This is a genomic window from Roseateles cavernae (assembly GCF_040187885.1).
GTDB lineage: Bacteria > Pseudomonadota > Gammaproteobacteria > Burkholderiales > Burkholderiaceae_C > Roseateles_E > Roseateles_E cavernae.
The window spans coordinates 251574-274975 of record NZ_JBDPLH010000001.1 but is presented as its reverse complement, the minus strand read 5'-3'; the positions used below and the strand labels follow the sequence as shown (position 1 = coordinate 274975).

Sequence of the window (23402 nt, the reverse complement as noted above, 5' to 3'; positions counted from 1 at the left end):
ATGGGTGTCAGGTCAGGCGTGCCGCCAGCGGCATCAGCAAGGCCGCCAGCAGCACCTGCAGGCTCAGCGCCAGGCCGGCATAGGCGCCGGCGTCGGGATGGACCTGCAGCGCGCGGGCCGCGCCGATGCCGTGCGAGGCGGTGCCCAGCGCAAAGCCGCGCGCCTGCGGCAGCGTAATGCCCAGCAGGTCGAACAGGTACTTGCCCAGCAGCGCGCCGGTCAGCCCGGTCAGCACAGCCAGCACGGCGGCCAGCGCCGGGATGCCGCCCAATTGCTCGGCAATGCCCATTGCCACCGGCGCGGTCACCGATTTGGGCGCCAGCGAGCGCAGCAGCTCGGGCGGCAGGCCCAGGGCCCAGCCGATCAGTACCGCGCTGCCGGCCGCTGCGGTGCCGCCGGCCAGTGCCGCGATCAGCACCACGCCCAGGCGCCGGCGCAGCTCGGCGCGCCGTTGCCACAAGGGCCAGCCCAGCGCGACGACCGCCGGGCCGAGCAGGAAGTGGATGAATTGCGCGCCGGAGAAATAGCGCGGATAGGGCGTGCCGCTGAGCATCAGCAGGCCGGCCAGCGTCACGACGGTCCACAGCACCGGGTTGGCCCAGGGTGCATGGCCGCTGCGTTGGTAAAGCGCCAGCGCCAGCAGATAGGCGCTCAGCGTCAGGGTCAGCCCGAACAGGGGCGTGGCCGACAGATAGACCCACAGCTCGACGAAACTGTTGCTCATCGCTGAGCCTCGCGGCCGCGGCTCAGCAGCAGTTGCAGCACCGAGGCGCTGACCGCCAGGCCGATCAGGGTCGAGCCCAGCACGGCCAGTGCCAGGCGCGGGCCGTGGGTGGCGATCAGGTCCAGATGGGTGATCACACCGACGCCCACCGGCACGAACAGCAGCGATAGATGGGCCAGCAGGCCCTCGGCGGCCGCCTGCACCGGCGCATGCGTGATCGGAAGGCGCAGCAGCAGCATCAGGATCAGCATGCCCAGCACCGGGCCGGGCAGGCCCAGGGCCAGCACGTGCGTCAGCAACTCGCCGGCCGATTGGCAGAGCAGCAGAATCGTCAGGCCGCGCAAGGCATCCATGGTGGCGGCCTCAGAGGTCCGGGTAAAGCCGGCCGGGGTTGAACAGGCCTTGCGGGTCGAAGGACTTCTTCAGCTCGCGATGGATGCGCAGCAGCGGCGCCGACAGCGGCGAAAACACGCCGGGGCTCTTGTCCAGCGCGCGGAACAGCGTCGCATGGCCGCCGGCCGCCGCCGCGGCCTCGCGCACCTGGGCCGGCGGCTGCGCGCTGGTGACCCAGCGCTGCGCACCGCCCCATTCGACCAGTTGCTCGCCGGACAGATGCAGCACCGGCGCGGTCTGCGGCAGCGACAGCCGCCACAGCCGCGCGCCGCCCTGCACCGCGCGCTCGGCGCCCTGGAAGAACTCGTCGCTCTGGTCGCGCAGCCCTTCCCAGAAGGGCAGGGCCAGGTCTTGCGGGATGGTCTCGCCGCCCAGGCTCCGGACGGCCGCCGTCACCGCCGCCTGTGCGCCGGCCAGGCGCAGGATCAGTGCCCCGTCCCAGCAGGCGCTGGCCTGGATGGGCAGGGGCTGGCCGCCCCAGCGGTTCAGTTCGCGCAGGGCCCGGGCCTGGTCCATCTCGAAGCGCAGCGTGGTGCTGGCCACCGGACGCGGCAGCACCTTGATCGAGACCTCGGCGATCAGGCCCAGCACGCCCAGCGAGCCGGCCATCAGGCGCGAGACGTCGTAGCCGGCGACATTCTTCATCACCGTGCCGCCGAAGCTCATCGCCTCGGCGCGGCCGTTGATCAGGGTCAGGCCGAGGATATGGTCGCGCACCGAGCCGGCCGTGGCGCGTGCCGGACCCGACAGCCCGGCGGCCACCATGCCGCCGACGGTCCCCTGACCATGTGCGCTGCCCCGAAATCGCGGCGGCTCGAAGGCCAGATGCTGGCCCTGCTCGGCCAGCAGGGCCTCCAGCTCGGTGATCGCGGTGCCGGCCTTGGCCGTGACGACCAGCTCGCTGGGCTCATAGCTGGTGACGCCCGAGAAGTCGCTGATGTCCAGCGCCTCGCCGCCGGGTGGCTGGCCGTAGAAGGCCTTGCTGCGGTGGCCGTGGATCTCCAGGGTGGCGCCGCGCGCGGCGGCGTCCCTGATGCGTTCTTGCAGCTGCTGGATCGTCATCGATCAAAACCTCGGCAGTTCGGGGAAGGCCAGGAGGCCTTTCTTGACATGCATGCGGCCGTACTCGGCGCAGCGCTGCAAGGTGGGGATCACCTTGCCGGGATTCAGCAGCGAGTGCGGATCGAAGGCGCGCTTGAGCGAGAGCATCTGCTCGCGCTCCTCGGTCGAGAACTGCACGCACATCGAGCCGAGCTTCTCGATGCCCACGCCATGCTCGCCGGTCACGGTGCCGCCCAGCGCGACGCTGTACTCGAGGATCTCGGCGCCGAACAGCTCGCAGCGGTGCAATTGGTCGGGGTCATTGGCATCGAACAGGATCAGCGGGTGCAGATTGCCGTCGCCGGCATGGAAGACATTGGCGCAGCGCAGGCCGTACTTTGTTTCCATCTGCTGGATCGCCAGCAGGATGTCGGCCAGCTTCTTGCGCGGGATGGTCGAGTCCATGCACATATAGTCCGGGCTGATGCGGCCCGAGGCCGGGAAGGCGTTCTTGCGGCCGCTCCAGAACTTCAGGCGCTGGGCCTCGCTGGCGCTGACCTCGCAGCGGGTCGCGCCGCTGGCCCACAGCACCGCTTCCATGCGGCCAATCTCTTCCTCGACCTCCTCCGGCGTGCCGTCGCTCTCGCACAGCAAGATCGCCTCGGCCCCCAGGTCGTAGCCGGCGTGGACGAAGTCCTCGACAGCGGCCGTCATCGGCTTGTCCATCATCTCCAGGCCGGCCGGGATGATGCCGGCCGCGATGATATGGGCCACCGCGTCGCCGGCCTTGCGGATGTCGTCGAAGCTGGCCATGATGCAGCGCGCCAGCTGCGGCCTGGGCACCAGTTTGACCGTCACCTCGGTGATCACGGCCAGCATGCCCTCGCTGCCGACGATCAGGCTCAGCAGGTCCAGACCGGCGGCGTCCAGCGCCTCCGAGCCGAACTCGACCGCCTCGCCCTCCACCGTGAAGCCGCGCACGCGCAGCACGTTGTGCAGGGTCAGGCCGTATTTCAGGCAGTGCACGCCGCCCGAGTTTTCGGCCACATTGCCGCCGATGGTGCAGGCGATCTGGCTGCTCGGATCGGGCGCGTAATAGAGGCCGTGGGGCGCGGCCGCCTCGGAGATGGCCAGGTTGCGCACGCCGCATTGCACCCGGGCGGTGCGCGCGCTGGGGCTCAGATCGAGGATGCGGTTGAACTTGGCCAGCGCCAGGGTCAGGCCCAGTGCATGGGGCAGGGCGCCGCCGGACAGGCCGGTGCCGGCGCCGCGCGCCACCACCGGCACACCCAGGCGGTGACAGGTCTTGAGCACCGCGGCCACCTGGGCCTCGGTTTCCGGCAGGGCCACCGCCAGCGGGCGCTCGCGGTAGGCGGTCAGGCCGTCGCATTCATAAGGCACGGTGTCCTCGCCCTGCCACAGCAGGGCATGGGGCGGCAGCACCTCGGCCAAGGCGGCCACCAGCTCGGTCTGACTCTGGGCGCGTGAGGTGGCAGATGTTGCGGAGCGGGCGGCGGCGTTCAACTGGGGTCTCCTTGGCGGCCGTCAACTGTAGCTTGCGGTGCCGGCCGCAGCTTGCGTGGAAGTTCGTACTGCTTTGACCGCAGCGCAGGCTTCAGCGGGGCAGCTGGAACCACAGCTCCTTGCGCTGCAGCGGCGTGGCCGCCGGCAGTGCCGGATTGGCCAGCTGCAGCTGGCGGCGCTGGGCCAGCTGGTGCCGCGCGGCCAGCGCGCCGAACTGCTGCTGGAATGCGCGCTCGAAGCTGCCGTCGGCCTGGGCCGCCTCCAGCCCCTGGCTCAGGTCGGCATGCAGCTGCGGCCGGCGCGGGCTGACGAAGAAATACAGCGCGGTGGGGTAGCGCAGCAGCAGATGCGGCTCGATCACCAGGCCGCGGTCCGCATAGGCCTGGGCTTCGCCATCGATCTCGATGATGGAACGCGGCAGGTAGTCGACCGCGCCCTCGGCCAGCTGCGCGAACAGGCTCTGGAAATGGCTGTGCGTGCGCACCCGCAAGCCGTTGGCGCGCAGGATGGCGGTGTCGGGCCAGTCGTGCAGCTGGCCCGCGACATGGGGCGCCAGGTCCGCCAGGTCCTGCAGCGCGGCGAAGCGCTCGCGGTCGGCGGCGCGCACCAGGGCCAGACGCCAGCCGATCAGACCCCTCTCCAGCGGGATGCGGATCGGCAGCAGGCGGCGCTCGCGCTCGGCGGTGGTCATGGTCCAGAACAGATCGATGCCGGGCTCGGGCCGGGCCAGCTCCAGCAGCGAGCGGCTTTGCACCATGGGCCGGTCGCTCGCCTGCAGCCGGTAGCGGCGCTCGCAGCGCTCCAGCGCCAGCCGCAGCAGGGCCAGCACATAGCTGACCTGCGGTCCTTGCAGGGGCTCGTGCTGCGGATAGAGGATGCGCAGGTCTTCGGCGGCGGCCGCCCCGCTCAGCAGGCCCATGCCGGCCAGCAGAGCCTGCCGCCGTTTCATGAGCGCATGAACACCGTCAGCACGCCGGTGTAGCCGTAGAGATTGGCATGCGCGATCTCGCCGCCGGCGAAGAAGCCGACCAGGGGCACGTCGCCCAGGCCGTGCTGCACCCATTGCGCCTCGGCCGAGGGCGCGCCAAAGTGCGGGCCGCCGCGGCCGGCACAGCTGATGTAGAGCGCGCCGGCGATGGCCGAGCCGCCATCGGCCGGCGGCTGCTCCTCGCCCTCGGCGCGCAGCTCGGTGCAGATGCGCAGCAGATCGCGCCGCGCCGCCTCGGGGTTGCGTTCGCAAAAGCTCAGGCGCTGGCCGAGCTGCAGCTGGTCGCCGATGGCCACGCCGCGCCGGCCGGGGTCGATGCCCACCAGATGGCGCACCAGCACCTCGGCGCCGTAGCCGCGCCCGGCGGACTGTTGTGTCTTGCCGACCGGGCTGATGCCGGCCAGGGTCTTGCGAAAGCGCGGCAAGGCCTCGCGCAGCTCGCCGGGCTGGCTCAGCACCGGCAGGGCCAGGTCTTGCAGCAGGCAGTCCAGCGCCGGCTGGCCGTCCAGCTCCAGCAGCAGATTGCCGTCGCAGGCACTGATGCGGCGCTCCACGCCCAGCGGCTGGCAACCCTGGCTGACCCGGGAAAGCACCCGCAGGCCGCGCCCGAAAGCCACGCCCGAGAGCCCGCCGCGCCAGACGCCGTCGGCCAGCTGCACGCCGCCATGCCGCCCGAGCGCCAGGCCGCCAAAGGCATAGGCGCTGTCGGTCTGCGCGGCCAGCTCGGCGATCAGCTCCTGCAGATCCAGCGTCGCCGGGTCGGCATGCACCTGCAGCAGCTCGGCCGGCCAGCCGGCCAGCGGCCGGGTGCCGGAGAAGACGCGGAACTGATCGGCGGGCAGCTCGGCCAGCATCAGGGCCAGCGCCGGTTCATCGAAATACTCGACCCCGCTGGCGCAGATGCCCGGCCCGGCGGCGCCGACCCAGGCCACGCCGGGCCAGCGCTGCCGCAGCTCGGCCAGCAAGGCCTCGGCCTGCGGCGCGAAGCCGTCGCAGAAATACAGCCAGCCCAGGGTCGGCTGCAGACCGCTGGCCTGGCGCTGGGCTTCGATCTGCGCCGCCGCCAGCGCCAGCGCCATATGGGCGTCGGGGTGGGTGGCGTGGGCGTGGGCAAAGGGTTTCATCGGGGCTCAGGGTTTGCGCGGGCGGGCGGCAGGCTTGGCGGCGGCCTTTTTCTTCGCGGCCGGGCGGGTGGCGGCTTGGGTGGCGGCCTTCCTGGCCAGGGCTCCCGGCATCGCGGCGGTCTTGCGCAGGGTCTCGCCGGCGGCCTCGAAGCTCTGCTTGACCAGGGTGCCGGCCAGGTTCTTGGCGGCGTCGGTGGCGCTGTCCTTCATCGCGGTGGTGGCCAGCTGGGTGAATTGCTGGCTCAGCGCCGACCACCACTGCATCGGGTCCACGGCCGCCGGCGCGGCGGCGGGCTGCTCCTCGGGTTCGGGTTCCGGCTCGGCCTGGGCCTTCGGGGTGGCGACCTTCAGGCTGTCGCGCAGCTCGGTCAGCGGCACATTCATCGACTTCAGGGTCGACAAGGTCATGCGCTGCACCTCCAGGGCCTGGATGGTCGCGCCCAGCATGCGGGCGTTCTGCTCCAGCCAGAACTGCACGGTGCGCAGCTCCTCGATGCGTTTCTCCAGCTCCTCGGGGTTCAGGGTCGGCGCCACCCACTGGCCCATGCCGGGCAGCGCGGCGCCGGCGTTCTTGACCAGGCCCTGCAGAAAATCGAAACCGGGGACGAACTTGGTGAAGCTGTTGTCGGCCATGGAGTCTCCTGTCGGTGTTGTCCGGCCCATGGTACGCCGCAGCGCGTCCGCTGTGCCTGCTGGTTTATCAGGGCGCCTCGATGCTCAGCACGCCGTCCTGCTGGACGAAGCGCAGCCGCGACAGCAGGTCCATGCCCAGCAGCGGCGCGCCCAGATCGGGCAGCACGGTGACCGGCAGGCGCTGGGCCGAGACGCCGCCCTGCAGCGCGATATCGGCGCGCGCCCGGTAGCCCTGCACGACGCCGCCGGCCGTGTGCGAGCGCACCTGGCTCTCGGCCGTCAGGCCGGCACGCTCGGCCAGGGCCTGGGGCAGGGCGGTCGAGGTGGCGCCGGTGTCGACCAGGAAGTCCACCGTCACGCCGTTGACCTGGCCGCGCCAGTGGAAGTGACCGTCGGGTGCGCGCTTGAGCAGGATGCGGCCCTGATGCAGCTCGATGCTGCTTTGCTGGCGGCTGTGTTCGAGGCCCTTGATGCCCAGAAAGACCGCCAGCATCACCAGCAGCCAGATGGTGACCAGCTTGAGGCTGTGTGGCAGGTCCTTGTTGCTATTGCTCATGCCGCTACGATGCCACGATTTTCGGACTCGACGAGGCAAGCGATGCGCAGCATCTTCCATCTGGCTTTTCATGTGCGTGATCTGGACCAGGCGCGCGCCTTCTACGGCGGCTTGCTGGGCTGCCGCGAAGGCCGCAGCACCGCGACCTGGGTGGACTTCGATTTCTTCGGCCACCAGATCTCGCTGCATCTGGGCGAGCCCTTCGCGACCACCCGCACCGGCCAGGTCGGCGAGCATCTGGTGCCGATGCCGCACCTGGGCCTGATCCTGGCCCTGCCCGACTGGCAGGCGCTGGCCGCGCGGCTGGAGGCGGCCGGCTGCGAGTTCGTGCTCAAGCCCCAGGTCCGCTTTGCGGGCCAGCCGGGCGAGCAATGGACGATGTTCTTTCTCGACCCCTCGGGCAATCCGATCGAGGTCAAGGGCTTCGCCTCGCTGGAGTCGGTCTACGCCCACTGAGCCGGGCTGCGTTATGGTGGGGCCGTGGTGATGCCATCGCTGTACCGCGGAGGCGCCGCCCCGATGAAGGAGTGACTGCATGTCCCTGCGCCAGTTCATGGCCTCCCGACCCCTGGCCCGTGGCCTCGGTGCGATGCGCAATTCCGTCGTCTACGGCTGGGGCGAGATCGCCCGCACGCTGGGCCTGCATGAAGACCTGTACGCCCACCCGCGCCACAAGCCCTTGGCGCGGCCGGTCACCGCGGTGCTGATCGGCGCCGGCCATCGCGGCTCGATCTACGCCGACTTCGCGGCCAAGTATCCCGAGGAGATGCGCCTAGTCGGCGTGGCCGACCCGAACTCGCAGCGCATGCATAAGCTGCGGCGCCTGCACGAGCTGCCGCTGCAGCACTGCTTTTCCAGCTGGGAGCAGGTCTTCGCCCAGCCCAAGATGGCCGACGCCGTCATCATCGCCACGCCCGACCAGCTGCACACCGAGCCCTGCCTGGCGGCGCTGGAGATGGGTTATGACGTGCTGCTGGAAAAGCCGATCGCACCCACCGAGGCCGAGTGCCGGCTGATCCTCGCCAAGGCGCAGCAGGCGGGCCGCATCGTCGGGGTCTGCCATGTGCTGCGCTACACGCCTTACTTCCGCGAGCTCAAGGAGCTGCTGGACGCCAAGATGATCGGCGAGCTGATCAGCGTCCAGCATCTGGAGCCTATCGAGCATGTGCACATGAGCCACAGCTATGTGCGCGGCAACTGGCGCAGCAGCAAGACCGCCACCCCCATCATCCTGGCCAAGTCCTGCCACGACACCGACATCCTGCAATGGCTGATCGGCGACTCGGCCGACAACGTCCACTGCTTCGGCAATCTCAAATGGTTCAAGGAATCCAATGCCCCGGCCGGCAGCACCGAGCGCTGCACCGGCGGCTGCGCGGTCGAGCATGAGTGCCCGTACTCGGCGCTGCAGATCTACTACCGCGACCGCAAGCGCCTCTATGTCTTCGACCTGCCCGAGGACAAGTCCAAATGGGACGGCGTCATCATGCAAGGCCTGCTGACCAGCGACTACGGCCGCTGCGTCTACCGCATGGACAACGACCAGCCCGACCACCTGACCGTCAACATCCTGTTCAAGCAGGGCGTCACGGCGGCCTTCTCGATGGAGGCCTTTGTCTCCTACGAGGGCCGGCGCACCCGCATCATGGGATCGCTGGGCGATATCAGCGGCGATATGGAGAGCTTCACGCTGACCAGCTTCAAGACCGGCAAGCGCACCAGCTGGAGCATGAAGACCGACGCCCACGGCGGCGGCGACCACCCGATGGTGCGCGACTGGGTCCAGGCCGTCGGCCAGCAAGACCCGACCCTGTTGAGCTCATCGATCGAAGCCTCGGTCGAGAGCCATCTGATGGCCTTCGCGGCCGAGCGCAGCCGGCTGAACAAGACGATTGAGGATGTGAGGGTTTGAGGGGGCGTGAGGCAGCCCACGACCCATCGGCGATATCGTTATCGAGGCATCTCCTTGTGGATGTTCTAGAGGAACGTCGGTAGTAGTCCTTCGATTGACCCTTCGCGGCTGACAGCGTTTCGTGGTCCTCGCATTTCGAACCGTTTCCCCGAGGTGTGAGCTCCCGCCTCCCGGTGTATCGTCCGCAGCTCCACCCCAGCACGGACAACCTCTGTGAGCACACCACCCTTGACCCCGCCCTATCCGATCGGCACGCCGGGCACGCCCTGGGGCGCTGCCGAGAAGGCTGCCTGGCTGGCCCGCCAGCGGCTGCAGCGCAGCTATGCCGCGGAGGTGGTCGAGCCGCTGAAGGCCGGCTTGCCGGCGCAGGCCGAGCTGTTCCAGTACGGTTCGCTCGACTATGCCCGCCTGGGGCTGGGCGGCTACCCGCTCTATGCGCTGCGCAGCCGCGCCTGGCATGCGGATCGCCCGGTGGTGCTGGTCACCGGCGGGGTCCATGGCTACGAGACCAGCGGCGTGCAGGGTTGCCTGCAGTGGCTGAAGCACGAGTTCGGCCGCCATGCCGAGGCCGTCAATCTGTTGGTCCTGCCCTGCATCAGCCCCTGGGGCTACGAGACCATCAATCGTTGGAACCCCGACGCGCTGGACCCGAACCGGCAGTTCAAGCCGGACAGCCCGGCCGCCGAGTCGGCGCTGGCGATGGCCTGCATCGCGGCCACCTGCAGCCGCGTCGATCTGCACATCGACCTGCACGAGACCACCGACAGCGACAACAGCGATTTCGGCCCCGCCAAGGCCGCGCGCGACGGCAAGGACTTCGACTGGCATGCGATCCCCGATGGCTTCTACCTGGTCGGCGATGTCGAGCGGCCGGTGCCCGAGTTCCAGCGTGCGCTGATCGAGGCCGTGCGCCAAGTCACGCACATCGCCGAGGCCGACGAACAGGGTTGCATCATCGGCGAGCCGCTGCAGCAGCCGGGCGTGATCAACTATGCCAAGCGATCGCTGGGGCTGTGCGGTGGCATCACCGGCGCGCGCTTCGTCAGCACCACCGAGGTCTACCCGGACAGCCCGCTGGCCAGCGCGGCCCAGTGCAATGAGGCACAGGCGGTGACGATCACGGCGGCGATCGACTATTTGCGGCGCGCTTGAGCGCGGCAGCGCTGGCTGGACGTCCCGCACGCCCCTAGGCTGCATCGATGGACTCGCTGATCGCCGCTTCCGCGCGGGCGCTCGCCGCCGGTGACCCGCTCGGCGCGCTCAAGCGCGTGGCCTTGCGCGAGGATCCGCCGGCGCTGGCGCTGCGCGGCATCGCAATGGCCCAGCTCGGCGAGCACCTGCGCGCGCGCGAGCTGCTGGGCCGTGCGGCCCGCGGCTTTGGCAGCCATGAGGTGCTGGCGCGGGCGCGCTGCCGCGTCGCGCAGGCCGAGGTCGCGCTGGCGATGCGCGAGCTCGGTGGCTCGCCGCACCTGCTGACGCAGGCGGTGCTGACGCTCGAGGCCCATGGGGACCGCGCCAACGCGCTGCATGCGCGCCTGATCGGGGTGCGCCGGCTGCTGCTGCTGGGGCGTCTCGATGCGGCGGACCAGGCCCTGGCGCCACTCGATGCGCGCGGCCTGCCGCCGGCGCTGGCGGCGGTGGCCGCGCTCAGCGAAGCGGAGCTGGCGCTGCGCCGGCTGCGCACCGGCGCGGCCGAGGCGGCCCTCGATCGTGCGCAGGCTGCGGCCGAGCAGGCGCGGGTGCCGGCGCTGCAGGCCGAGGTGGCCGAGGCCAGGGCCGCGCTGCACAGGCCTGCGGCCCGGTGCTTGTCGGCGGGTACCGCGCCGCGGATGCTGCGCCTGGCCGAGGTCGAGGCGCTGCTGAGCTCGCCGGTGCTGGTGGTGGATGCCTGCCGCCGGGGCCTGCAGCTGGCCTCAGCCGAAGGCGCCTTGTGGCGGCCGCTGGCGCGCCGGCCGGTGTTGTTCGCACTGGCGCGGGCGCTGGCAGCGGCCTGGCCGGGCGATGTCGATCGCGAGGGCTTGATCGAGACGGTGTTTCGCAGCCGCGATCCCGACGACACGCACCGGGCCCGGCTGCGGGTCGAGATCGGCCGGCTGCGCGGGCTGCTCGCGCCGCTGGCCGGCATCGACGCCACGGCGCGCGGCTATGCGCTCAAGCCCAGCGACGGCCGCGCGCTGGTGCTGCTGGAGCCGCCGATCGTCGGCGAGCAGGCCGCGCTGCTGGCCCTGCTGGCCGATGGCGCGGCCTGGTCGACCTCGGCGCTGGCGCTGGCGCTGGACGCCAGCCAGCGCACGGTGCAGCGGGCGCTGGCCGAGCTTCAGGCGCAGAGCCGGGTGCGCGCCATCGGGCGGGCGCGGGCGCAGCGCTGGCTGGCGCCGTCGCTGGCCGGATTCACGACGATCTTGTTACTCCCTGCCGCGCTGCCGATTGCATAGAGTGGCTGCCAGGCGCCGAATCCCAGCGCGCCATCAGGAGAGCCCCATGACCCTCAAGACCCGTGAAGCCCGCATGCAGGCCGCCGAGATCGTGCGCGAGTACGGCCCGTTTGCCGGTGCCGACAAGATCGCCGGCGTCACCCACGACGGCCAGCACGTCTGGGCCGCCACCGGCGCGGCGCTGCTGGCCTTCGACCCCGCCAGCGGCGACTCCGTGCGCCGCCTGGACTGCCCCTGCGATGCCGGCACCGCCTTCGACGGCACCCATCTCTATCAGATCGCCGAGTCGCGCATCGACAAGATCGATCCCGCCAGCGGCCGGGTGCTGGCCTCGATCCCGGCGCCCGGCCAGGGCGGCGACTCAGGCCTGGCCTGGGCCGAGGGCAGTCTGTGGGTGGGGCAGTACCGCGACCGCAAGATCCATCAGATCAACCCCGAGACCGGCGCGCTGCTGCGCACTATCGAGTCCGACCGCTTTGTCACCGGTGTGAGCTGGGTCGACGGCGAGCTGTGGCACGGCGTCTGGGAGGGCGAGGAGAGCGAGATCCGCCGCATCGACGCGGCCAGCGGCACGGTGCTGGAGCGCCTGCAGATGCCGCAGGGCACCGGCGTCAGCGGACTCGAATCCGACGGAGCCGAGCTTTTCTACGCCGGCGGCGGCGAGAGCGGCAAGGTGCGCGCGGTGCGCCGCCCCAAGCCCGCTCGGTCCTGATCCATTTCTTCGCAGCAAGGAGCATCCCATGAGCACTGTGATGGCCGATACCGGCACCCATCCCGTCGTATCCCGCGAGCGCTGGCTGGCCGAGCGTCTCAAGCTGCTGGCCCGCGAGAAGGAGCTGACCCGCCTGCAGGACCAGCTGGCCCGCGAGCGCCGCGCGCTGCCCTGGGTCAGGGTGGACAAGGACTACCGCTTCGACACACCCGACCGGGGCCGGCGCACGCTCGCCGAGCTGTTCCAGGGCCGTCGCCAGCTGCTGGTGCAGCACTTCATGTTCGCCCCCGGCTGGGAGCAGGGCTGCAAGAGCTGCTCCTTCATGGCCGACCACCACGACGGCATGAGCGCGCACCTGGCCCAGCGCGATGTCAGCCTGCTGGTCGTCTCGCGCGCATCGCTGGCCGAGATCGAGCGCTTTCGCCGGCGCATGGCCTGGCAGTTCATGTGGGTATCCTCGCAGGGCAGCGATTTCAACCAAGACTTCGGCGTCAGCTTCACCCCGCAGCAGCAGGCCGCCGGCGCGGTCCCCTACAACTACACGCTGCAGCCCTTCCCGCACGAGGAGGCGCCCGGCATCAGCCTGTTCTATATGGACGATGTCGGCGATGTCTTCCATACCTACTCGCGCTACGGCCGTGGCGTCGAGGTGATGATGGGTACCTACCAATTGCTCGACCTGACCCCGCTGGGTCGCGGCGAAGACGGGCTCAGCTACGGCATGGAATGGCTGCGCCACCACGACCGCTACGAGCCGGACCCGCTGGCGCAGCAGCCCCGGTCGGTGGCCGGTACCTGCTGCGGCGCGGCAGGCTAGCGGAACCCGATCCCGCGCCGCTGCCTGACCTCCGGCTTGACCCGGTGCTCGCCTTCCAGCTGTGACAGGAACTCATCGGGCGTGAAGGCTTCGCCGAGGATCTCGACCTGCTGGCGCACCGCGGCGAAATCGCCCGGGGTCAGCTGGTCCAGCGCGGCGAGGCGCTCGCGCTGCTCGGTGTCGAGTTCGGCCACGCCGGCCAAACCCGCTTCATGCGCGAACATGGTCTCGCGCTGCTCGGCGCGCAGGGCCTTGAAGCGGATCTTGAAGGCGAAGCGGCGCAGCGCGGCCTCATCGAGCTCCTCGAACAGATTGGTCGTGCAGATGAAGATGCCGGCGAAGCGCTCCATGCCGGCCAGCATCTCGTTGACCTCGCTGACCTCGTAATTGCGCTCGGCCATGCGCCGGCTGCGCAGAAAGCTGTCGGCCTCGTCGAGCAGCAGCACCGCGTCTTCCTGCGTTGCGGCCTCGAACATGCGGGCCATGTTCTGCTCGGTCTCGCCGACGAATTTGCTGGCCAGATCGCTGGCCAGGCGCACCATCAGCGGCCGGCCCAAGGCCTGGGCGATGTGCTCGGCCAGCGCGGTCTTGCCGCTGCCGGGCGGGCCGTAGAAGCACAGATTGCCACGGCCGCGCCGCTGCAAGGCCTCGACGATGCGCGGGATCTCGAAGCGCGATTCGACATTCAGCAGGTCCAGCGCATAGCGGGTCACGACCTCGCGCGGACCCCGCTCACGCGACTGGTGGCCCAGCGCCTTGTCGGCGTTCTGCAACTGGCGCGCGATCAGGCCTTCGGCCTCGTTCGCTGCGCCGGCCAGCTGCGCGAAGCGCACTGCGGTGCGGATCTGCGCCGGGGTCAGGCCGCGCCGCTCGGCCAGTCGGGCCGCGAACTCGGCGCTGACCGCGACATCGGACAGCGCCCGCTGCACCAGGCCCAGGCGGGCGCCGGGCGGCGGCGATTTCAGTTCGAGGTGGTACTGGAAGCGGCGCCTGAAGGCCGGGTCGATCTGCTCGATGCGGTTGGTCACCCAGATCACCGGTACCGGATTGGTCTCGAGGATCTGGTTGACCCAGGCCTTGCCCGACACCGAGCCCGAGGCCGGCGCATCGAGCGCGGCATCGAGCCGGGCCATCAGCTGCACCGTGTCGGTGGACAGCGGCGGGAACACGTCCTCGACCTCGTCGAACAGCAGGGCCACGTTCTGGCTGGCCTTCAGGAACTGCTGGCTGATCTGCAAGGAGCGGTAGCGGTCGCGGCCGGACAGCGAGTTGCCGTCGCGGTCGGCATACTCGACCTCATACAGATCGAGGCCGGCGGCCTGCGCCGCGACCTTGGCCAACTCGGTCTTGCCGGTGCCCGGCGGGCCGTAGAGCAAGACATTGACGCCGGCCTGCTGGCGCGCGACCGCCTGGCGCAGCAGCGTGCCCAGCACGCCCAGATCCTCGGCGACGAACTGGAAGTCGCTCGGCGTCAGCTCGCTCTTGGTGGCCGGGCGGGTGAACACCGCCATCAGATCGCCGGGGGCCGGGTACTCGCGCATCAGCACCGGCGGCAGCTGGTCGCTGACCTTCATCAGATCGGCCAGATCGGTGATGTTGTGCTCCGAGATCAGGTTCTCGACCATGCCGATGCGTTCCAGCCGCGAGCCGGCGCGCAAGGCCTCGGCCACCTCCTGGGCGTTGACATCGGCCACCGCCGCAATCGCCGCGAAGGCTTCTTGCGCGGTGTTGACCTTGAACTCGACCAGCGCGCCGCGCAGCTCGCGCTGGTAGCGGGCCAGGGTGCCGTAGAGCAGGATGGCGCGCTCGGCCGGATTGAGTTGTAGCAGATTGCCTAAAGCGGCGATGTTCTTCTCGACCAGGGTCGACTCCTGCTTCAGCTGCCGGTCCAGCAGCTCGCAGGTGGTGGCCAGCAGGGCCAGCATGTCCTTGGGCGCGTCCTTGATGTATTCGTCGAGGTAGAAGAACAGCGTGGCTTCGGCGAAGGGGCCGTTCCAGACGCCGTGGTGCTCCAGAAACATCTCGTCACTGAGCGCCTCGTGGCCGGTCCAGAGTTCATTGCCCTGGCAGCGCCTGGTCAGATAGGCGCGCAGCCGGGTCAGCACGCGCACCGGCCAGACCAGGTGGCGGCCGGTGAAGGACAGCAGGCCGTTGAAGTCGCGCCGCAGATTGAAGCGGCCGGCATGCTTGACGGTCAGGGTCAGCACGAACTGCGAACACATGCGATCCAGCACCGGGGCCTTGGCCAGTCCGGGGGAGGGCAATACGCGCGTGTCCGACAGACGCTTGACCATGGGGTACTCCTCACCAACCCACGCCAGTCGGCGTGTTGAGCCCCATCTTGGCGCACAGCCGCGCCGAGAACAAGGCCCGGCGGGCGATTGCCGGGCGCTTGGCAGGAATTAGTTAATGCATCACGACCGGCTGGTGGCCCAGGCTGGCATAGGTCTCGATGAAGTCATCGAGGTCCTCTTCGGACGGGTCTTGCCCCATCAGGATCTCGACCCCTTGCTGGAACTGCTCGGCCAGCGCGCCCTCGATGAAGATCTCCTTGCGGGCGAACTTGTCGACAATCTCGAAACCGCCGCGGCTGAGCTGGAACTCGGGCTCGATCTCATCGGCAGCGCGCAGGCCGGCCGCGACCGGCACGTCGAACTGCACGACGATGAAGCTGGGGGAGTTGTAAAGCATGTGCATGAAGTACTCCTGTGCCCGTTAGCTGTGGCCAGACTAAGCCCTTTCAAGCGACTTTCAGACCGACCACGCACAAATAGTCTCAGAAAGTCCCGCGACTCGGGGGATGGGGTCTTCGCGCTTTGTGGTGGAAGCGTCACAAGATCACGGATGGGCGGCCCGCTCAAACCCTCCCTCAGAGCACCACGAAGAGCAGCCACACCAGCACCGGCGCCAGCACCGTGACGGCGCCGCCATAGAGCAGCAGCGTGCGGAAGAAGCGCTCCCGGTCCACGCCCTTGGCATTCGCCAGCACCAGGGCCCCATTGGTCGAGAAGGGGCTGACATCGACGATGGTCGACGAGACCGCCATCGCGGCGATGAAGCCTATCGCCATGCCGCTGTTGTCGCCCTGCAAAAAGGGCACGCCCAGCGGTATCAGCGAACCCAGCACTGCGGTCGACGATGCGAACGCCGAAATCACCGCGCCGACAAAGCACAGCAGCAGGGCCGCCATCAGCGGCGAGGTCAGCTGGGCCACGCTGTTGCCGACGTAGGAGATCGTGCCCATCTTGTCCATCACGCCGATATAGGTGCTGACACCGACGATCAGCATGATCTCGGGCCAGGAGACCTGGCCGAGCGCGCTCTTCTGCAGCCGCGGCTGCAGCAGGCTCAGCGCCAGGCCGATGCTGATCGACACAAAGCCGATGTCGAGCTTGTAGACCAGGGTCAGCACGGCCAGCGACAACAGCCCCAGCGCGGTGATGAGCTGATGGACATTGGTGCTCTGGAAGGTCTGGGTGTTGACCTGGCCAAGCATCGAGGAGCGGCTGTTCGCGACCCGGCGCCCCTCGCCGAAGGACTCGGCCTCGGCGCCGCCGAAGACCTGCGGGCCGCCTTGGGCCCGCGCCACCGGGGGAATCGGCGCCAGCTCGCTGTCGGGCCCGTCGGCGTGGCGGCGCATCAGCTTCATGCCGCCCAGCATCACGAACAGGCCCAGCGCGACGACGAAGTTGACGCCGAAGCTGGCCAGCATCGTCGTCAGCTCGCTCAGCGGCAGGCCGGCGCGGGCGACGATCTTGTTGGTGATGCCGCCGTAGATGCTGATCGGCGAGAAGCCGCCCGCCTGCGCGCCATGGATCACCATCAAGCCCATCATCAGCGGGTTGATGCCGTGCTTGGCTGCGAAGCCCAGCGCAATCGGCGCGATGATGGCCACCGCGGCCGGGCTGACGGCGCCGACCGAGGTCAGCACCGCCGCGATGAAGAACATGATCCACGGAATCGCCGCGATCCGGCCGCGCACCGCGCGCACCGCGATCCTGACCAGCCAGTCGATGGTGCCGTTGTTCTGCGCGATCGCGAACAGATAGGTGATGCCGGCCAGCGTCAGAAAGAGGTCGGCGGGGAAGCCGGCGATGATGGCCTTGGCACTCATGCCCGCCACCAAGGTGCCGACGAGAAAGGCGCCGACAAAGGCCAGCACCCCCATATTGATCGGCAGCACGGTGGCGATGACGAACATGGCCGCGAGCGGAAGAATCGACATCCAGTGGATGTTCATGGTTTGTCTCCTGTGGCTGCGGCTGGGCCGCTTTGGTATCGCACGGTATCGGGGGCGCCCGGCCGCTTCAATCAAGCCGGGCGACGGACCGTTACGGCTTCAGGAAAGGTCGGGAGCAAAGCCGCAGACGCGCGCGCCCGGCTCAGGCGCTGCAGCACTGCGCGACCCAGCGGCTCAGGCCCTGCCGGGTCCTGAACTCGTCGGCGCAGCGGGCCGGGATGTCCGGATGCCGCTGGTTCCATAGTGAGGCGAGGGCCTGGCCGCCGCCGATTTCCAGCACGCAGCGCGGTGCGCGCATCGCCAGCTGGTCCATGCAGTCGTCCCAATGCACCGTGCTGGCAATCTGCCGGGCCAGCGCCTCGCGCGCCGCATCGGCACGCCAGATCCGCTGTGCCGTGTTGCTGAACAGCGGCCAGCGCGGCGCCTCGAAGCGCACGAGGCCGAGCCGCTCGGCGAAGCCGTCTGCGGCCGGCTGCATCGCCGCGGTGTGCGAGGCTACATCGACCGCCAGCCGGGTGCAGCGGGCGCCGTGGCGACCGGCCAGCGGCTCGAAGTCATCGAGCGCGCGCTGCGGTCCGCCCAGCACCACGCGGTCCGCGCCATTCGAGATCGCGATGGCCAGCGGTGTATCGCGCAGCAGCGACAAAAGGGCGTCGCGCGCGAGGCCGGTCACGCCCATCAGCCCGCCGGGCGTGGCACGGCTGGCCTCATCCATCAGCTCGGCCCGCTGGGCGGCCAGCGCGAGGGCATCGGTGGGAGTCAGCACGCCGGCGGCGCCGAAGGCCGCCAGCTCGCCGACGCTGTAGCCGGCGATGCCCAGCGGCTCGGGCAGCTCGTCCGCCAGCTGCCGCCAGGCGGCCAGCGCCGTTGCGGTGATCAGCAGCTGGGCGTTGCGGTTGCGGCGTGCCCAGGCCGGGTCGGCCAGCGCCGCGCGCCAGTCGGCGACGCCCAGGCGCTCGCACAGTGCCTGGGTCAGCGCGTCGGGCGCCAGCCAGGGCAGCATGCCGGCATGCTGATGCCCCTGGCCGCTGAAGATCAGGGCCAGGCTCATTCAGGCCGCGCCCAGGCGCATCAGCCAGCAACTGCTCGCCAGCATATCGGCCGCGCCGCCGGGCGAGAGCCGTCGTGCGACGAAGGCCGCGCCGATCCGCTGCGCCCGCGCCAGCCCGTAGGGCGCTGCGGCGCCGCCTTGCGCGAGGAAGCCGCGCGCCGCCCGCTGCGCGAACGCGAGCCCCTCGGCACCGCCACGGTGGGCCAGATTGCTGTCGTCCAGCACCGCGATGATGTGGAACAGGGCATCGAGCTGGGCCAGCGGCGGCCTCAGGCCGAGCGCCAGCGCCGTGCGCAGGGCCGGCAGCGCGAGCTCGAAGACCACCGGGAAACCCGCGGCCGCTTCTTCCGAGGCGCTGCGCAGCCCGAGCCGGCGTGCCGCGATGCCGCCGGGCAGGGTCGAGGGCCGCGCGGCGCGCGCGCGCAGCGCGGCACCCCAGTGTTCGATCAGCGCGGCGCGAATCCGCGCGGCCGTGATCGGCACGCCGGCGCCTGAGGCGGCCCCAGCGGCGCCGGCCGCCGCGCACAGCAGGCCGAGCTGGAAGACCGCGCCGCGATGGGTGTTGACGCCGCCGGTCGCCGCCAGCATCTGCGCCTCGGCCGCGATGCCGCAGCGCTCCAGCGCGGCAAAGGGCGCGAGCTCGCCGCCCAGCTGCGCGATCTCGACGAAATAGCCGCGCAGCGCCAGCAGGCTGCGCATAAAGGTGCGGGCGTCCATATCGCTGTGGCTGCCGGTGCTGCTCAGCGTGACCAGGCCCGGCTTGGGCGACAGCAGCAGCTCATCGCGCAGCGCCAGTGTCGCGGCCCGGCCGATCTGCGCGGGCGTGAGCCGCGGCTCTACATCGAGGCAGGCGCACGCCAAGGGGCTCACAACGCGGCCTCCGCCGGCGCCTGCCCGAGCAGCTCGTCGAGCGTTCGCAGCAGCCGGCTGCCGCCCAGGGTCTTCACCAGGAGGGCGCTGCTGCGCCCGGACCGCCAGGCCGCCCACTCGCGCCAGGAGACCGCGCTGTCGCCGTTGAACAGCAGCTCGCCGTCCAGGCGCAGGCCCTCGGCCGCGAAGTCGTTCAACAGCGCGGCGATCTCGTCGGCCTGCTGCGGCTCGGCGGCCGGCAGCCACAGGTCGAGGTCGGAGCGGCTGTGCAGATGGCCGGCGCCGCTCAGGAACTGCCAGCCGTAGCTGCCGTAGACACGCGGGGTCGCGCCCGCCGTGCGCAGCGCGGCGCAGAGCCGCTCCCAGGCGGCGCGTGCGCGGGCCGGCAGCAGGGGCGCGATCTGCGCGCCGGTCGGGAACTCGTCGAAGTACAGCACCTCGGCGCGCGGCACCTGCAGGCCGATCCGGCGCCGCTCCCAGCGCAGCGGGGCCGACAGGCCCATTGCGATCACCGGCGCGTTGGTGCCCTTGCCGCAGCGCTGCTGCGTGATCACCAGCGGCAGGCCGGCGTCGGCCCAATGGGCGAGGCAGGCCTGTTCCAGCGCGTCGCGGGCCTGGGCGCGCACGGCCGTCCAGCCGCCCGGCGTCAGGCGTGCGAGCTGATGTCGATGCAGACGCAGCATCGGTAGCTCCCGCTCAGGCCGCGTCCAGCACGCGCTGGATCACCGCAGCCGCCATCCGCCGTCCGCCGCGCGCGGCACCGTCTGCGGCCCGCTGGTCCTCGGTCGGCGCGTCCTGCAGCGACTGGCGCAGCGCCTGCGCGAGATCGCCGGTCCAGAGCCGGCGCACGCCGCCCATCGCGACATAGTTCTCGACGCCCGGCGCGAACACCGGGTTGGCGACGGACAGCCGCTCCAGCAGCGCCTCCGGCAGCTTGGTGACGCGCGCCATCGCCGGGATGCGCATCACGCGGATCTCGGCCTCGGGCAGGGCATCGCAGGCATCGGCGATCAGGCCCGAGGTGATGAAACCGCCGGACAGCGCCTGGTCGTAGACCAGGCCCAGCACCCGGTGGCCGCGGCGGCGCGCGAAATCGATGGCCGTGCCCAGATGGGCCATCGCCCGGTTGATGCCCAGCAGCTCGTCGCGCCGGCGCAGCTGCTGGCCCTGCGTGTCGATCAGCAGCAGGATGCTGCGGCCGGGGTGGCGGGTGATCGTGTCGAGGATCACGCGCGCCTGTGCCAGCGCCAGGCGCACGCCGATCGGGGCATGGGCCGTCGTGCCGGCGATGGTGATCGGTTCGCCGTCAAAGCTCACCGTGCCGTGCAGGAAGTCGCCCTCCCGTTCGATGCCGTGCTCGGTGCCGAACAGCTGGCCGGCCAAGAGTTGCCAATCCATCGCGATTCCTTAGAGGGTGCGCAGGCCGCGCACGGCGGCCACGTCGAGATCGGGAACTTGGGCGGCGGCGCCGACGCCCAGGCGGGTCCACAGCGTGGTGGCCTCGTCAGCGTCAGCGGCCTTGTCTTCGAGCAGGGCCAGCCGGGCGGCCAGCAGCCCATGTTCGGCCTCCAGGCTGGCCAGGCTCACCGGGCTGGGCGTGTCTAGCGCGACGATGGCGGCGGCGCGGAATTCGGCGACATCGTCGTCGACCAGCGCGTCGCAGTCGCCGCTCAGCCAGCGGTGCTTGCCGCCGGTGGTGCGCCAGACCAGCGCGCGGTCGCGGGCATCGAATTCCTCGACCCCGTGCGAGGCCTCGATGACCTCGGGCCCCGACATCGCGAGCCGGCCCCTGTCGCTCATCACCACACGGTCGGCGCAGCGGGCCACGATGCCCATGCCGCCAAAGCAGCCGTTGGCGCCGCCGATCAGCATGATGACGGGGATGCCGGCCGCCCGCACATCGAGCACCGCGCGCATCAGCTCCGACACCGCGATCAGGCCGGCATTGGCCTCATGCAGTCGCACGCCGCCGGACTCGGCCAGCACCAGCACCGCGTCCGGCCGGTCCCGCAGCGCGCGCTGCAGCAGGCCGACCAGCTTGGCGCCATGCACCTCGCCGACGCCGCCGCCCATGAAGCCGCCTTCCTGGGCCGCGACGAAGACGCAGCGCCCGGCCAGCAGCGCCCGGCCTATCGCCACGCCATCGTCGAAGGCCGAGGGCACCCCCAGCTGCGCCAGATGCGGGCTGCTGAGCCGCTCGGTTGGCGGCAGCCATTCATGGAAGCTGCCGGCGTCGAGCAGCTGGGCCAGGCGCTCGCGCGCCGAGCACTCGGCATAGGAGAGCGTCGGGCTCATGGCAACAGCTCCTGCACGGCCTGGTCGAGCCGCAGGCCGACCACGGCGGGCGTCGCGCCCATATCGTTGATCGAGACCCGCAGGCCGGCGAGCTGATGGCGGCGCTGGAAATCGTCCAGCACCGCCGCCCAGATCGTGCCGAAGCCGCGTGCCGAGGTCTGCACCTGGATCACGCAGTCCGGCCCGGCGACCGGTTCCAGCATCACCTCGAGATTGCCGGAGCCGACCACGCCGACCAGCACCGAGGCGAAGGCCGGCACGCTGCGGCTGCCGCTGAAGCGGAAGTTCAGGGTCTCCAGACCGGGTGGGGTGGGGCTCATCGCTGTCTCTCCTGAATGGCTTGGCCGTGCTGCCCGCTCACCAGTTGCGGAAGCGCTTGGGCGGGTTGTAGAGCCCGCCCGAGGCCTTGACGATCTCGCGCATGCTGCGGGCGGCCAGCAGATTGCGGGTGGCCTGGCGCGGGTCGATGCCGAGGTCCTGCGGGCGCCGGATCACGCCGCGGTCGCGCAGGTTCTCGACGGCACGCTGGTCGCGCCCCAGGCCGACGGCGGTGTAGCCGGCGACGCCGCGTATCGCCTGCTCGCGCTCCTCGTCATTGCGGCACAGCAGCAGGTTGGCGATGCCTTCCTCGGTCAGGATGTGGCTGACATCCTCGCCGTAAATCATGATGGGCGGCAGCGCCATGCCGGCCTGCTGCTGCAGCTCCCAGGCGTCGAGCCGCTCGACGAAGGCGGGTTGCATATGCTCGCGGAAGGTCTCGACCATCTGCACCACCAGCTTCTGGCCGCGCGGCGTGGCGGCGGCGCCGCTCAGGTGGCCGCGCGCCTCGCGCCCGGCCTTCAGCCAGGCCGGGCTGGCATGGCGCCGGCCGCGGGCATCGGCGCCCATATTGGGCGCGCCGCCGAAGCCGGCGATCCGCCCCAGCGTCGCGGTCGAGCTATTGCCCTGCAGATCGATCTGCAGCGTGGAGCCGATGAAGAGGTCGCAGGCGTAGTGGCCGGCGGCCTGGCAGAAGGCGCGGTTGCTGCGCAGGCTGCCATCGGCGCCGGTGAAGAAGACATCGGAGCGGGCACGGATGTAGTTCTCCATGCCCAGCTCGGAGCCGAAGGAGTGGATGGACTCGACCCAGCCGGCCTCGATGGCCGGGATCAGCGCCGGATGCGGGTTGAGCGCCCAGTGCTGGCAGATCTTGCCCTTTAGTCCCAGCGACTCGCCATAGGTCGGCAGCAACAGCTCGATGGCCGCGGTGTCGAAGCCGATGCCGTGGTTGAGCCGCTGCACGCCGTATTCGGCATAGATGCCCTTGATCGCCATCATGGCCATCAGCACCTGGATCTCGCTGATCTGGGCCGGGTCGCGGGTGAACAGCGGCTCGATGAAATTGGGCGTCGGGGCCAGCACGACGAAATCCACCCAGTCGGCCGGCACATCGACGCGCGGCAGCGGCTGGCCGGCGGGCATGATCTCGTTGACCTGGGCGATCACGAGGCCGCCGGAGAAGGCCGTGGCCTCGACGATGGCCGGCGTGTCCTCGGTGTTGGGCCCGGTGTAGAGATTGCCCTGGGCGTCGGCGGCCTGCGCGGCGATCAGCGAGACCTTGGGGGTCAGGTCGATGAAGTAGCGGGCGAACAGCTCCAGATAGGTGTGGATCGCGCCGATATTGATGCGCCCGGCGCTGACCAGCTTGGCCAGGCGCGCGCCCTGCGGGCCGGAGAAACTGAAGTCCAGCGTGCTGGCGATGCCGTTCTCGAAGATGTCCAGATGCTCGGGCAGGGCCAGCACCGACTGCACCATGTGCAGATCGTGCACCCGCTGCGGGTCCAGTTGAACCAGGGCCTTGGCCAGGAAGTCGGCCTGCTTCTGGTTGTTGCCCTCCAGGCAGACGCGGTCGCCCGGTTCGAGCACCGCCTCCAGCAGCCTGCCGATGGCCGCGCTCACCACTCGCTTGCCCGTCAGCTCGGTTCCCAGCGCCACGCCGGCGCGCGCGAGGCGGGCGCTGCGGTTACGGGCTTTCGTGTCTCGGTTGATGCGGTCCATGGTCACGGACGGTACGGGCTGTGCCGCCGGCGGTCAATCAACCCGGGTGG

At 70.3% G+C, this 23402-nt stretch carries 24 protein-coding genes; 6 read left to right on the top strand and 18 right to left on the bottom strand.

Going from position 1 to position 23402, the window contains the following annotated elements; translation table 11 throughout:
* Nucleotides 1–7: 7 nt before the first annotated feature.
* The 8 genes from ABGI63_RS01320 to ABGI63_RS01285 form a co-directional block, all read right to left on the bottom strand.
* Nucleotides 8–724, bottom strand: a complete 717-nt coding sequence (locus ABGI63_RS01320; RefSeq protein WP_349740663.1) for an LrgB family protein — start codon at nucleotides 722–724, stop codon at nucleotides 8–10.
* On the bottom strand, nucleotides 721–1077 hold the full coding sequence (locus ABGI63_RS01315) for a CidA/LrgA family protein (protein ID WP_349740662.1): 357 nt from the start codon (nucleotides 1075–1077) through the stop codon (nucleotides 721–723). Before ABGI63_RS01315 ends, ABGI63_RS01320 begins: the two co-directional genes overlap by 4 nt.
* Nucleotides 1078–1087: 10 nt before the next feature.
* Nucleotides 1088–2179, bottom strand: coding sequence for a glycolate oxidase subunit GlcE (glcE, locus tag ABGI63_RS01310; protein WP_349740661.1), 1092 nt, complete (start codon nucleotides 2177–2179; stop codon nucleotides 1088–1090).
* A 3-nt stretch (nucleotides 2180–2182) separates the two neighbouring features.
* Nucleotides 2183–3682, bottom strand: coding sequence for an FAD-linked oxidase C-terminal domain-containing protein (locus ABGI63_RS01305; protein WP_349740660.1), 1500 nt, complete (start codon nucleotides 3680–3682; stop codon nucleotides 2183–2185).
* Between the two features lie 91 nt (nucleotides 3683–3773).
* Nucleotides 3774–4631, bottom strand: a complete 858-nt coding sequence (locus ABGI63_RS01300; protein ID WP_349740659.1) for a hypothetical protein — start codon at nucleotides 4629–4631, stop codon at nucleotides 3774–3776.
* Nucleotides 4628–5794, bottom strand: coding sequence for an FIST signal transduction protein (locus ABGI63_RS01295; protein WP_349740658.1), 1167 nt, complete (start codon nucleotides 5792–5794; stop codon nucleotides 4628–4630). Before ABGI63_RS01295 ends, ABGI63_RS01300 begins: the two co-directional genes overlap by 4 nt.
* Nucleotides 5795–5800: 6 nt before the next feature.
* Nucleotides 5801–6427: a PhaM family polyhydroxyalkanoate granule multifunctional regulatory protein gene (locus tag ABGI63_RS01290; protein WP_349740657.1), complete on the bottom strand. Its 627-nt coding sequence runs from the start codon at nucleotides 6425–6427 to the stop codon at nucleotides 5801–5803.
* A gap of 67 nt (nucleotides 6428–6494) precedes the next feature.
* Nucleotides 6495–6983, bottom strand: a complete 489-nt coding sequence (locus tag ABGI63_RS01285; RefSeq protein WP_349740656.1) for a retropepsin-like aspartic protease family protein — start codon at nucleotides 6981–6983, stop codon at nucleotides 6495–6497.
* A gap of 42 nt (nucleotides 6984–7025) precedes the next feature.
* On the opposite strand from ABGI63_RS01285, the gene ABGI63_RS01280 reads away from it, so the two are divergent.
* The 6 genes from ABGI63_RS01280 (at nucleotide 7026) to ABGI63_RS01255 (ending at nucleotide 12859) form a co-directional block, all read left to right on the top strand.
* Complete coding sequence (locus ABGI63_RS01280) at nucleotides 7026–7439, top strand: VOC family protein (RefSeq protein WP_349740655.1); 414 nt, start codon at nucleotides 7026–7028, stop codon at nucleotides 7437–7439.
* A 79-nt stretch (nucleotides 7440–7518) separates the two neighbouring features.
* Nucleotides 7519–8895: a Gfo/Idh/MocA family protein gene (locus ABGI63_RS01275; protein ID WP_349740654.1), complete on the top strand. Its 1377-nt coding sequence runs from the start codon at nucleotides 7519–7521 to the stop codon at nucleotides 8893–8895.
* 213 nt (nucleotides 8896–9108) lie between these two features.
* The gene (locus ABGI63_RS01270) at nucleotides 9109–10047 is read left to right on the top strand and encodes a M14 family metallopeptidase (RefSeq protein ID WP_349740653.1); all 939 of its coding nucleotides are present in this window, start codon (nucleotides 9109–9111) and stop codon (nucleotides 10045–10047) included.
* Between the two features lie 47 nt (nucleotides 10048–10094).
* Nucleotides 10095–11330: a helix-turn-helix domain-containing protein gene (locus tag ABGI63_RS01265; protein ID WP_349740652.1), complete on the top strand. Its 1236-nt coding sequence runs from the start codon at nucleotides 10095–10097 to the stop codon at nucleotides 11328–11330.
* Between the two features lie 46 nt (nucleotides 11331–11376).
* Nucleotides 11377–12042, top strand: a complete 666-nt coding sequence (locus ABGI63_RS01260) for an NHL repeat-containing protein (RefSeq protein WP_349740651.1) — start codon at nucleotides 11377–11379, stop codon at nucleotides 12040–12042.
* Nucleotides 12043–12070: 28 nt separating this feature from the next.
* The gene (locus tag ABGI63_RS01255) at nucleotides 12071–12859 is read left to right on the top strand and encodes a DUF899 domain-containing protein (protein ID WP_349740650.1); all 789 of its coding nucleotides are present in this window, start codon (nucleotides 12071–12073) and stop codon (nucleotides 12857–12859) included.
* Here the strand turns inward: ABGI63_RS01255 and ABGI63_RS01250 are convergent.
* The 10 genes from ABGI63_RS01250 to mdcA all read right to left on the bottom strand — a co-directional run bounded on the left by ABGI63_RS01250 (nucleotide 12856) and on the right by mdcA (nucleotide 23352).
* Nucleotides 12856–15153 (bottom strand): ATP-binding protein, encoded by a 2298-nt coding sequence (locus ABGI63_RS01250; RefSeq protein WP_349740649.1) that lies wholly within the window; start codon nucleotides 15151–15153, stop codon nucleotides 12856–12858. The genes ABGI63_RS01255 and ABGI63_RS01250 overlap by 4 nt on opposite strands.
* Before the next feature lie 112 nt (nucleotides 15154–15265).
* The gene (locus ABGI63_RS01245; protein WP_349740648.1) at nucleotides 15266–15556 is read right to left on the bottom strand and encodes a BTH_I0359 family protein; all 291 of its coding nucleotides are present in this window, start codon (nucleotides 15554–15556) and stop codon (nucleotides 15266–15268) included.
* 172 nt (nucleotides 15557–15728) lie between these two features.
* Nucleotides 15729–17099, bottom strand: a complete 1371-nt coding sequence (locus ABGI63_RS01240) for an SLC13 family permease (RefSeq protein ID WP_349740647.1) — start codon at nucleotides 17097–17099, stop codon at nucleotides 15729–15731.
* Nucleotides 17100–17241: 142 nt separating this feature from the next.
* Nucleotides 17242–18150 (bottom strand): ACP S-malonyltransferase, encoded by a 909-nt coding sequence (locus ABGI63_RS01235; RefSeq protein WP_349740646.1) that lies wholly within the window; start codon nucleotides 18148–18150, stop codon nucleotides 17242–17244.
* Nucleotides 18151–19020, bottom strand: a complete 870-nt coding sequence (locus ABGI63_RS01230) for a triphosphoribosyl-dephospho-CoA synthase (protein WP_349740645.1) — start codon at nucleotides 19018–19020, stop codon at nucleotides 18151–18153.
* Nucleotides 19017–19703 carry a malonate decarboxylase holo-[acyl-carrier-protein] synthase gene (mdcG, locus tag ABGI63_RS01225; RefSeq protein ID WP_349740644.1) on the bottom strand — a complete coding sequence of 229 codons (687 nt, stop codon included), beginning with the start codon at nucleotides 19701–19703 and terminating at the stop codon, nucleotides 19017–19019. The genes ABGI63_RS01230 and mdcG overlap by 4 nt, the downstream gene beginning before the upstream one ends.
* Before the next feature lie 13 nt (nucleotides 19704–19716).
* Nucleotides 19717–20418, bottom strand: a complete 702-nt coding sequence (locus tag ABGI63_RS01220) for a biotin-independent malonate decarboxylase subunit gamma (RefSeq protein WP_349740643.1) — start codon at nucleotides 20416–20418, stop codon at nucleotides 19717–19719.
* 9 nt (nucleotides 20419–20427) lie between these two features.
* Nucleotides 20428–21315 carry a biotin-independent malonate decarboxylase subunit beta gene (locus ABGI63_RS01215; RefSeq protein ID WP_349740642.1) on the bottom strand — a complete coding sequence of 296 codons (888 nt, stop codon included), beginning with the start codon at nucleotides 21313–21315 and terminating at the stop codon, nucleotides 20428–20430.
* Nucleotides 21312–21635 carry a malonate decarboxylase acyl carrier protein gene (mdcC, locus tag ABGI63_RS01210; protein WP_262971806.1) on the bottom strand — a complete coding sequence of 108 codons (324 nt, stop codon included), beginning with the start codon at nucleotides 21633–21635 and terminating at the stop codon, nucleotides 21312–21314. The genes ABGI63_RS01215 and mdcC overlap by 4 nt, the downstream gene beginning before the upstream one ends.
* A 37-nt stretch (nucleotides 21636–21672) precedes the next feature.
* Nucleotides 21673–23352: a malonate decarboxylase subunit alpha gene (gene mdcA / locus ABGI63_RS01205; protein ID WP_349740641.1), complete on the bottom strand. Its 1680-nt coding sequence runs from the start codon at nucleotides 23350–23352 to the stop codon at nucleotides 21673–21675.
* Nucleotides 23353–23402: the final 50 nt, after the last annotated feature.

Coding starts and splice junctions, on each gene's coding strand:
- ABGI63_RS01315 (WP_349740662.1), bottom strand. CDS start 1,077: ATGGATGCCTTGCGCGGCCTGACGATTCTGCTGCTCTGCCAATCGGCC.
- glcE (WP_349740661.1), bottom strand. CDS start 2,179: ATGACGATCCAGCAGCTGCAAGAACGCATCAGGGACGCCGCCGCGCGC.
- ABGI63_RS01320 (WP_349740663.1), bottom strand. CDS start 724: ATGAGCAACAGTTTCGTCGAGCTGTGGGTCTATCTGTCGGCCACGCCC.
- mdcG (WP_349740644.1), bottom strand. CDS start 19,703: ATGCTGCGTCTGCATCGACATCAGCTCGCACGCCTGACGCCGGGCGGC.
- ABGI63_RS01255 (WP_349740650.1), top strand. CDS start 12,071: ATGAGCACTGTGATGGCCGATACCGGCACCCATCCCGTCGTATCCCGC.
- mdcA (WP_349740641.1), bottom strand. CDS start 23,352: ATGGACCGCATCAACCGAGACACGAAAGCCCGTAACCGCAGCGCCCGC.
- ABGI63_RS01285 (WP_349740656.1), bottom strand. CDS start 6,983: ATGAGCAATAGCAACAAGGACCTGCCACACAGCCTCAAGCTGGTCACC.
- ABGI63_RS01275 (WP_349740654.1), top strand. CDS start 7,519: ATGTCCCTGCGCCAGTTCATGGCCTCCCGACCCCTGGCCCGTGGCCTC.
- ABGI63_RS01240 (WP_349740647.1), bottom strand. CDS start 17,099: ATGAACATCCACTGGATGTCGATTCTTCCGCTCGCGGCCATGTTCGTC.
- ABGI63_RS01215 (WP_349740642.1), bottom strand. CDS start 21,315: ATGAGCCCGACGCTCTCCTATGCCGAGTGCTCGGCGCGCGAGCGCCTG.
- ABGI63_RS01220 (WP_349740643.1), bottom strand. CDS start 20,418: ATGGATTGGCAACTCTTGGCCGGCCAGCTGTTCGGCACCGAGCACGGC.
- ABGI63_RS01290 (WP_349740657.1), bottom strand. CDS start 6,427: ATGGCCGACAACAGCTTCACCAAGTTCGTCCCCGGTTTCGATTTTCTG.
- ABGI63_RS01295 (WP_349740658.1), bottom strand. CDS start 5,794: ATGAAACCCTTTGCCCACGCCCACGCCACCCACCCCGACGCCCATATG.
- ABGI63_RS01260 (WP_349740651.1), top strand. CDS start 11,377: ATGACCCTCAAGACCCGTGAAGCCCGCATGCAGGCCGCCGAGATCGTG.
- ABGI63_RS01300 (WP_349740659.1), bottom strand. CDS start 4,631: ATGAAACGGCGGCAGGCTCTGCTGGCCGGCATGGGCCTGCTGAGCGGG.
- ABGI63_RS01235 (WP_349740646.1), bottom strand. CDS start 18,150: ATGAGCCTGGCCCTGATCTTCAGCGGCCAGGGGCATCAGCATGCCGGC.
- ABGI63_RS01280 (WP_349740655.1), top strand. CDS start 7,026: ATGCGCAGCATCTTCCATCTGGCTTTTCATGTGCGTGATCTGGACCAG.
- ABGI63_RS01265 (WP_349740652.1), top strand. CDS start 10,095: ATGGACTCGCTGATCGCCGCTTCCGCGCGGGCGCTCGCCGCCGGTGAC.
- ABGI63_RS01245 (WP_349740648.1), bottom strand. CDS start 15,556: ATGCACATGCTTTACAACTCCCCCAGCTTCATCGTCGTGCAGTTCGAC.
- mdcC (WP_262971806.1), bottom strand. CDS start 21,635: ATGAGCCCCACCCCACCCGGTCTGGAGACCCTGAACTTCCGCTTCAGC.
- ABGI63_RS01250 (WP_349740649.1), bottom strand. CDS start 15,153: ATGGTCAAGCGTCTGTCGGACACGCGCGTATTGCCCTCCCCCGGACTG.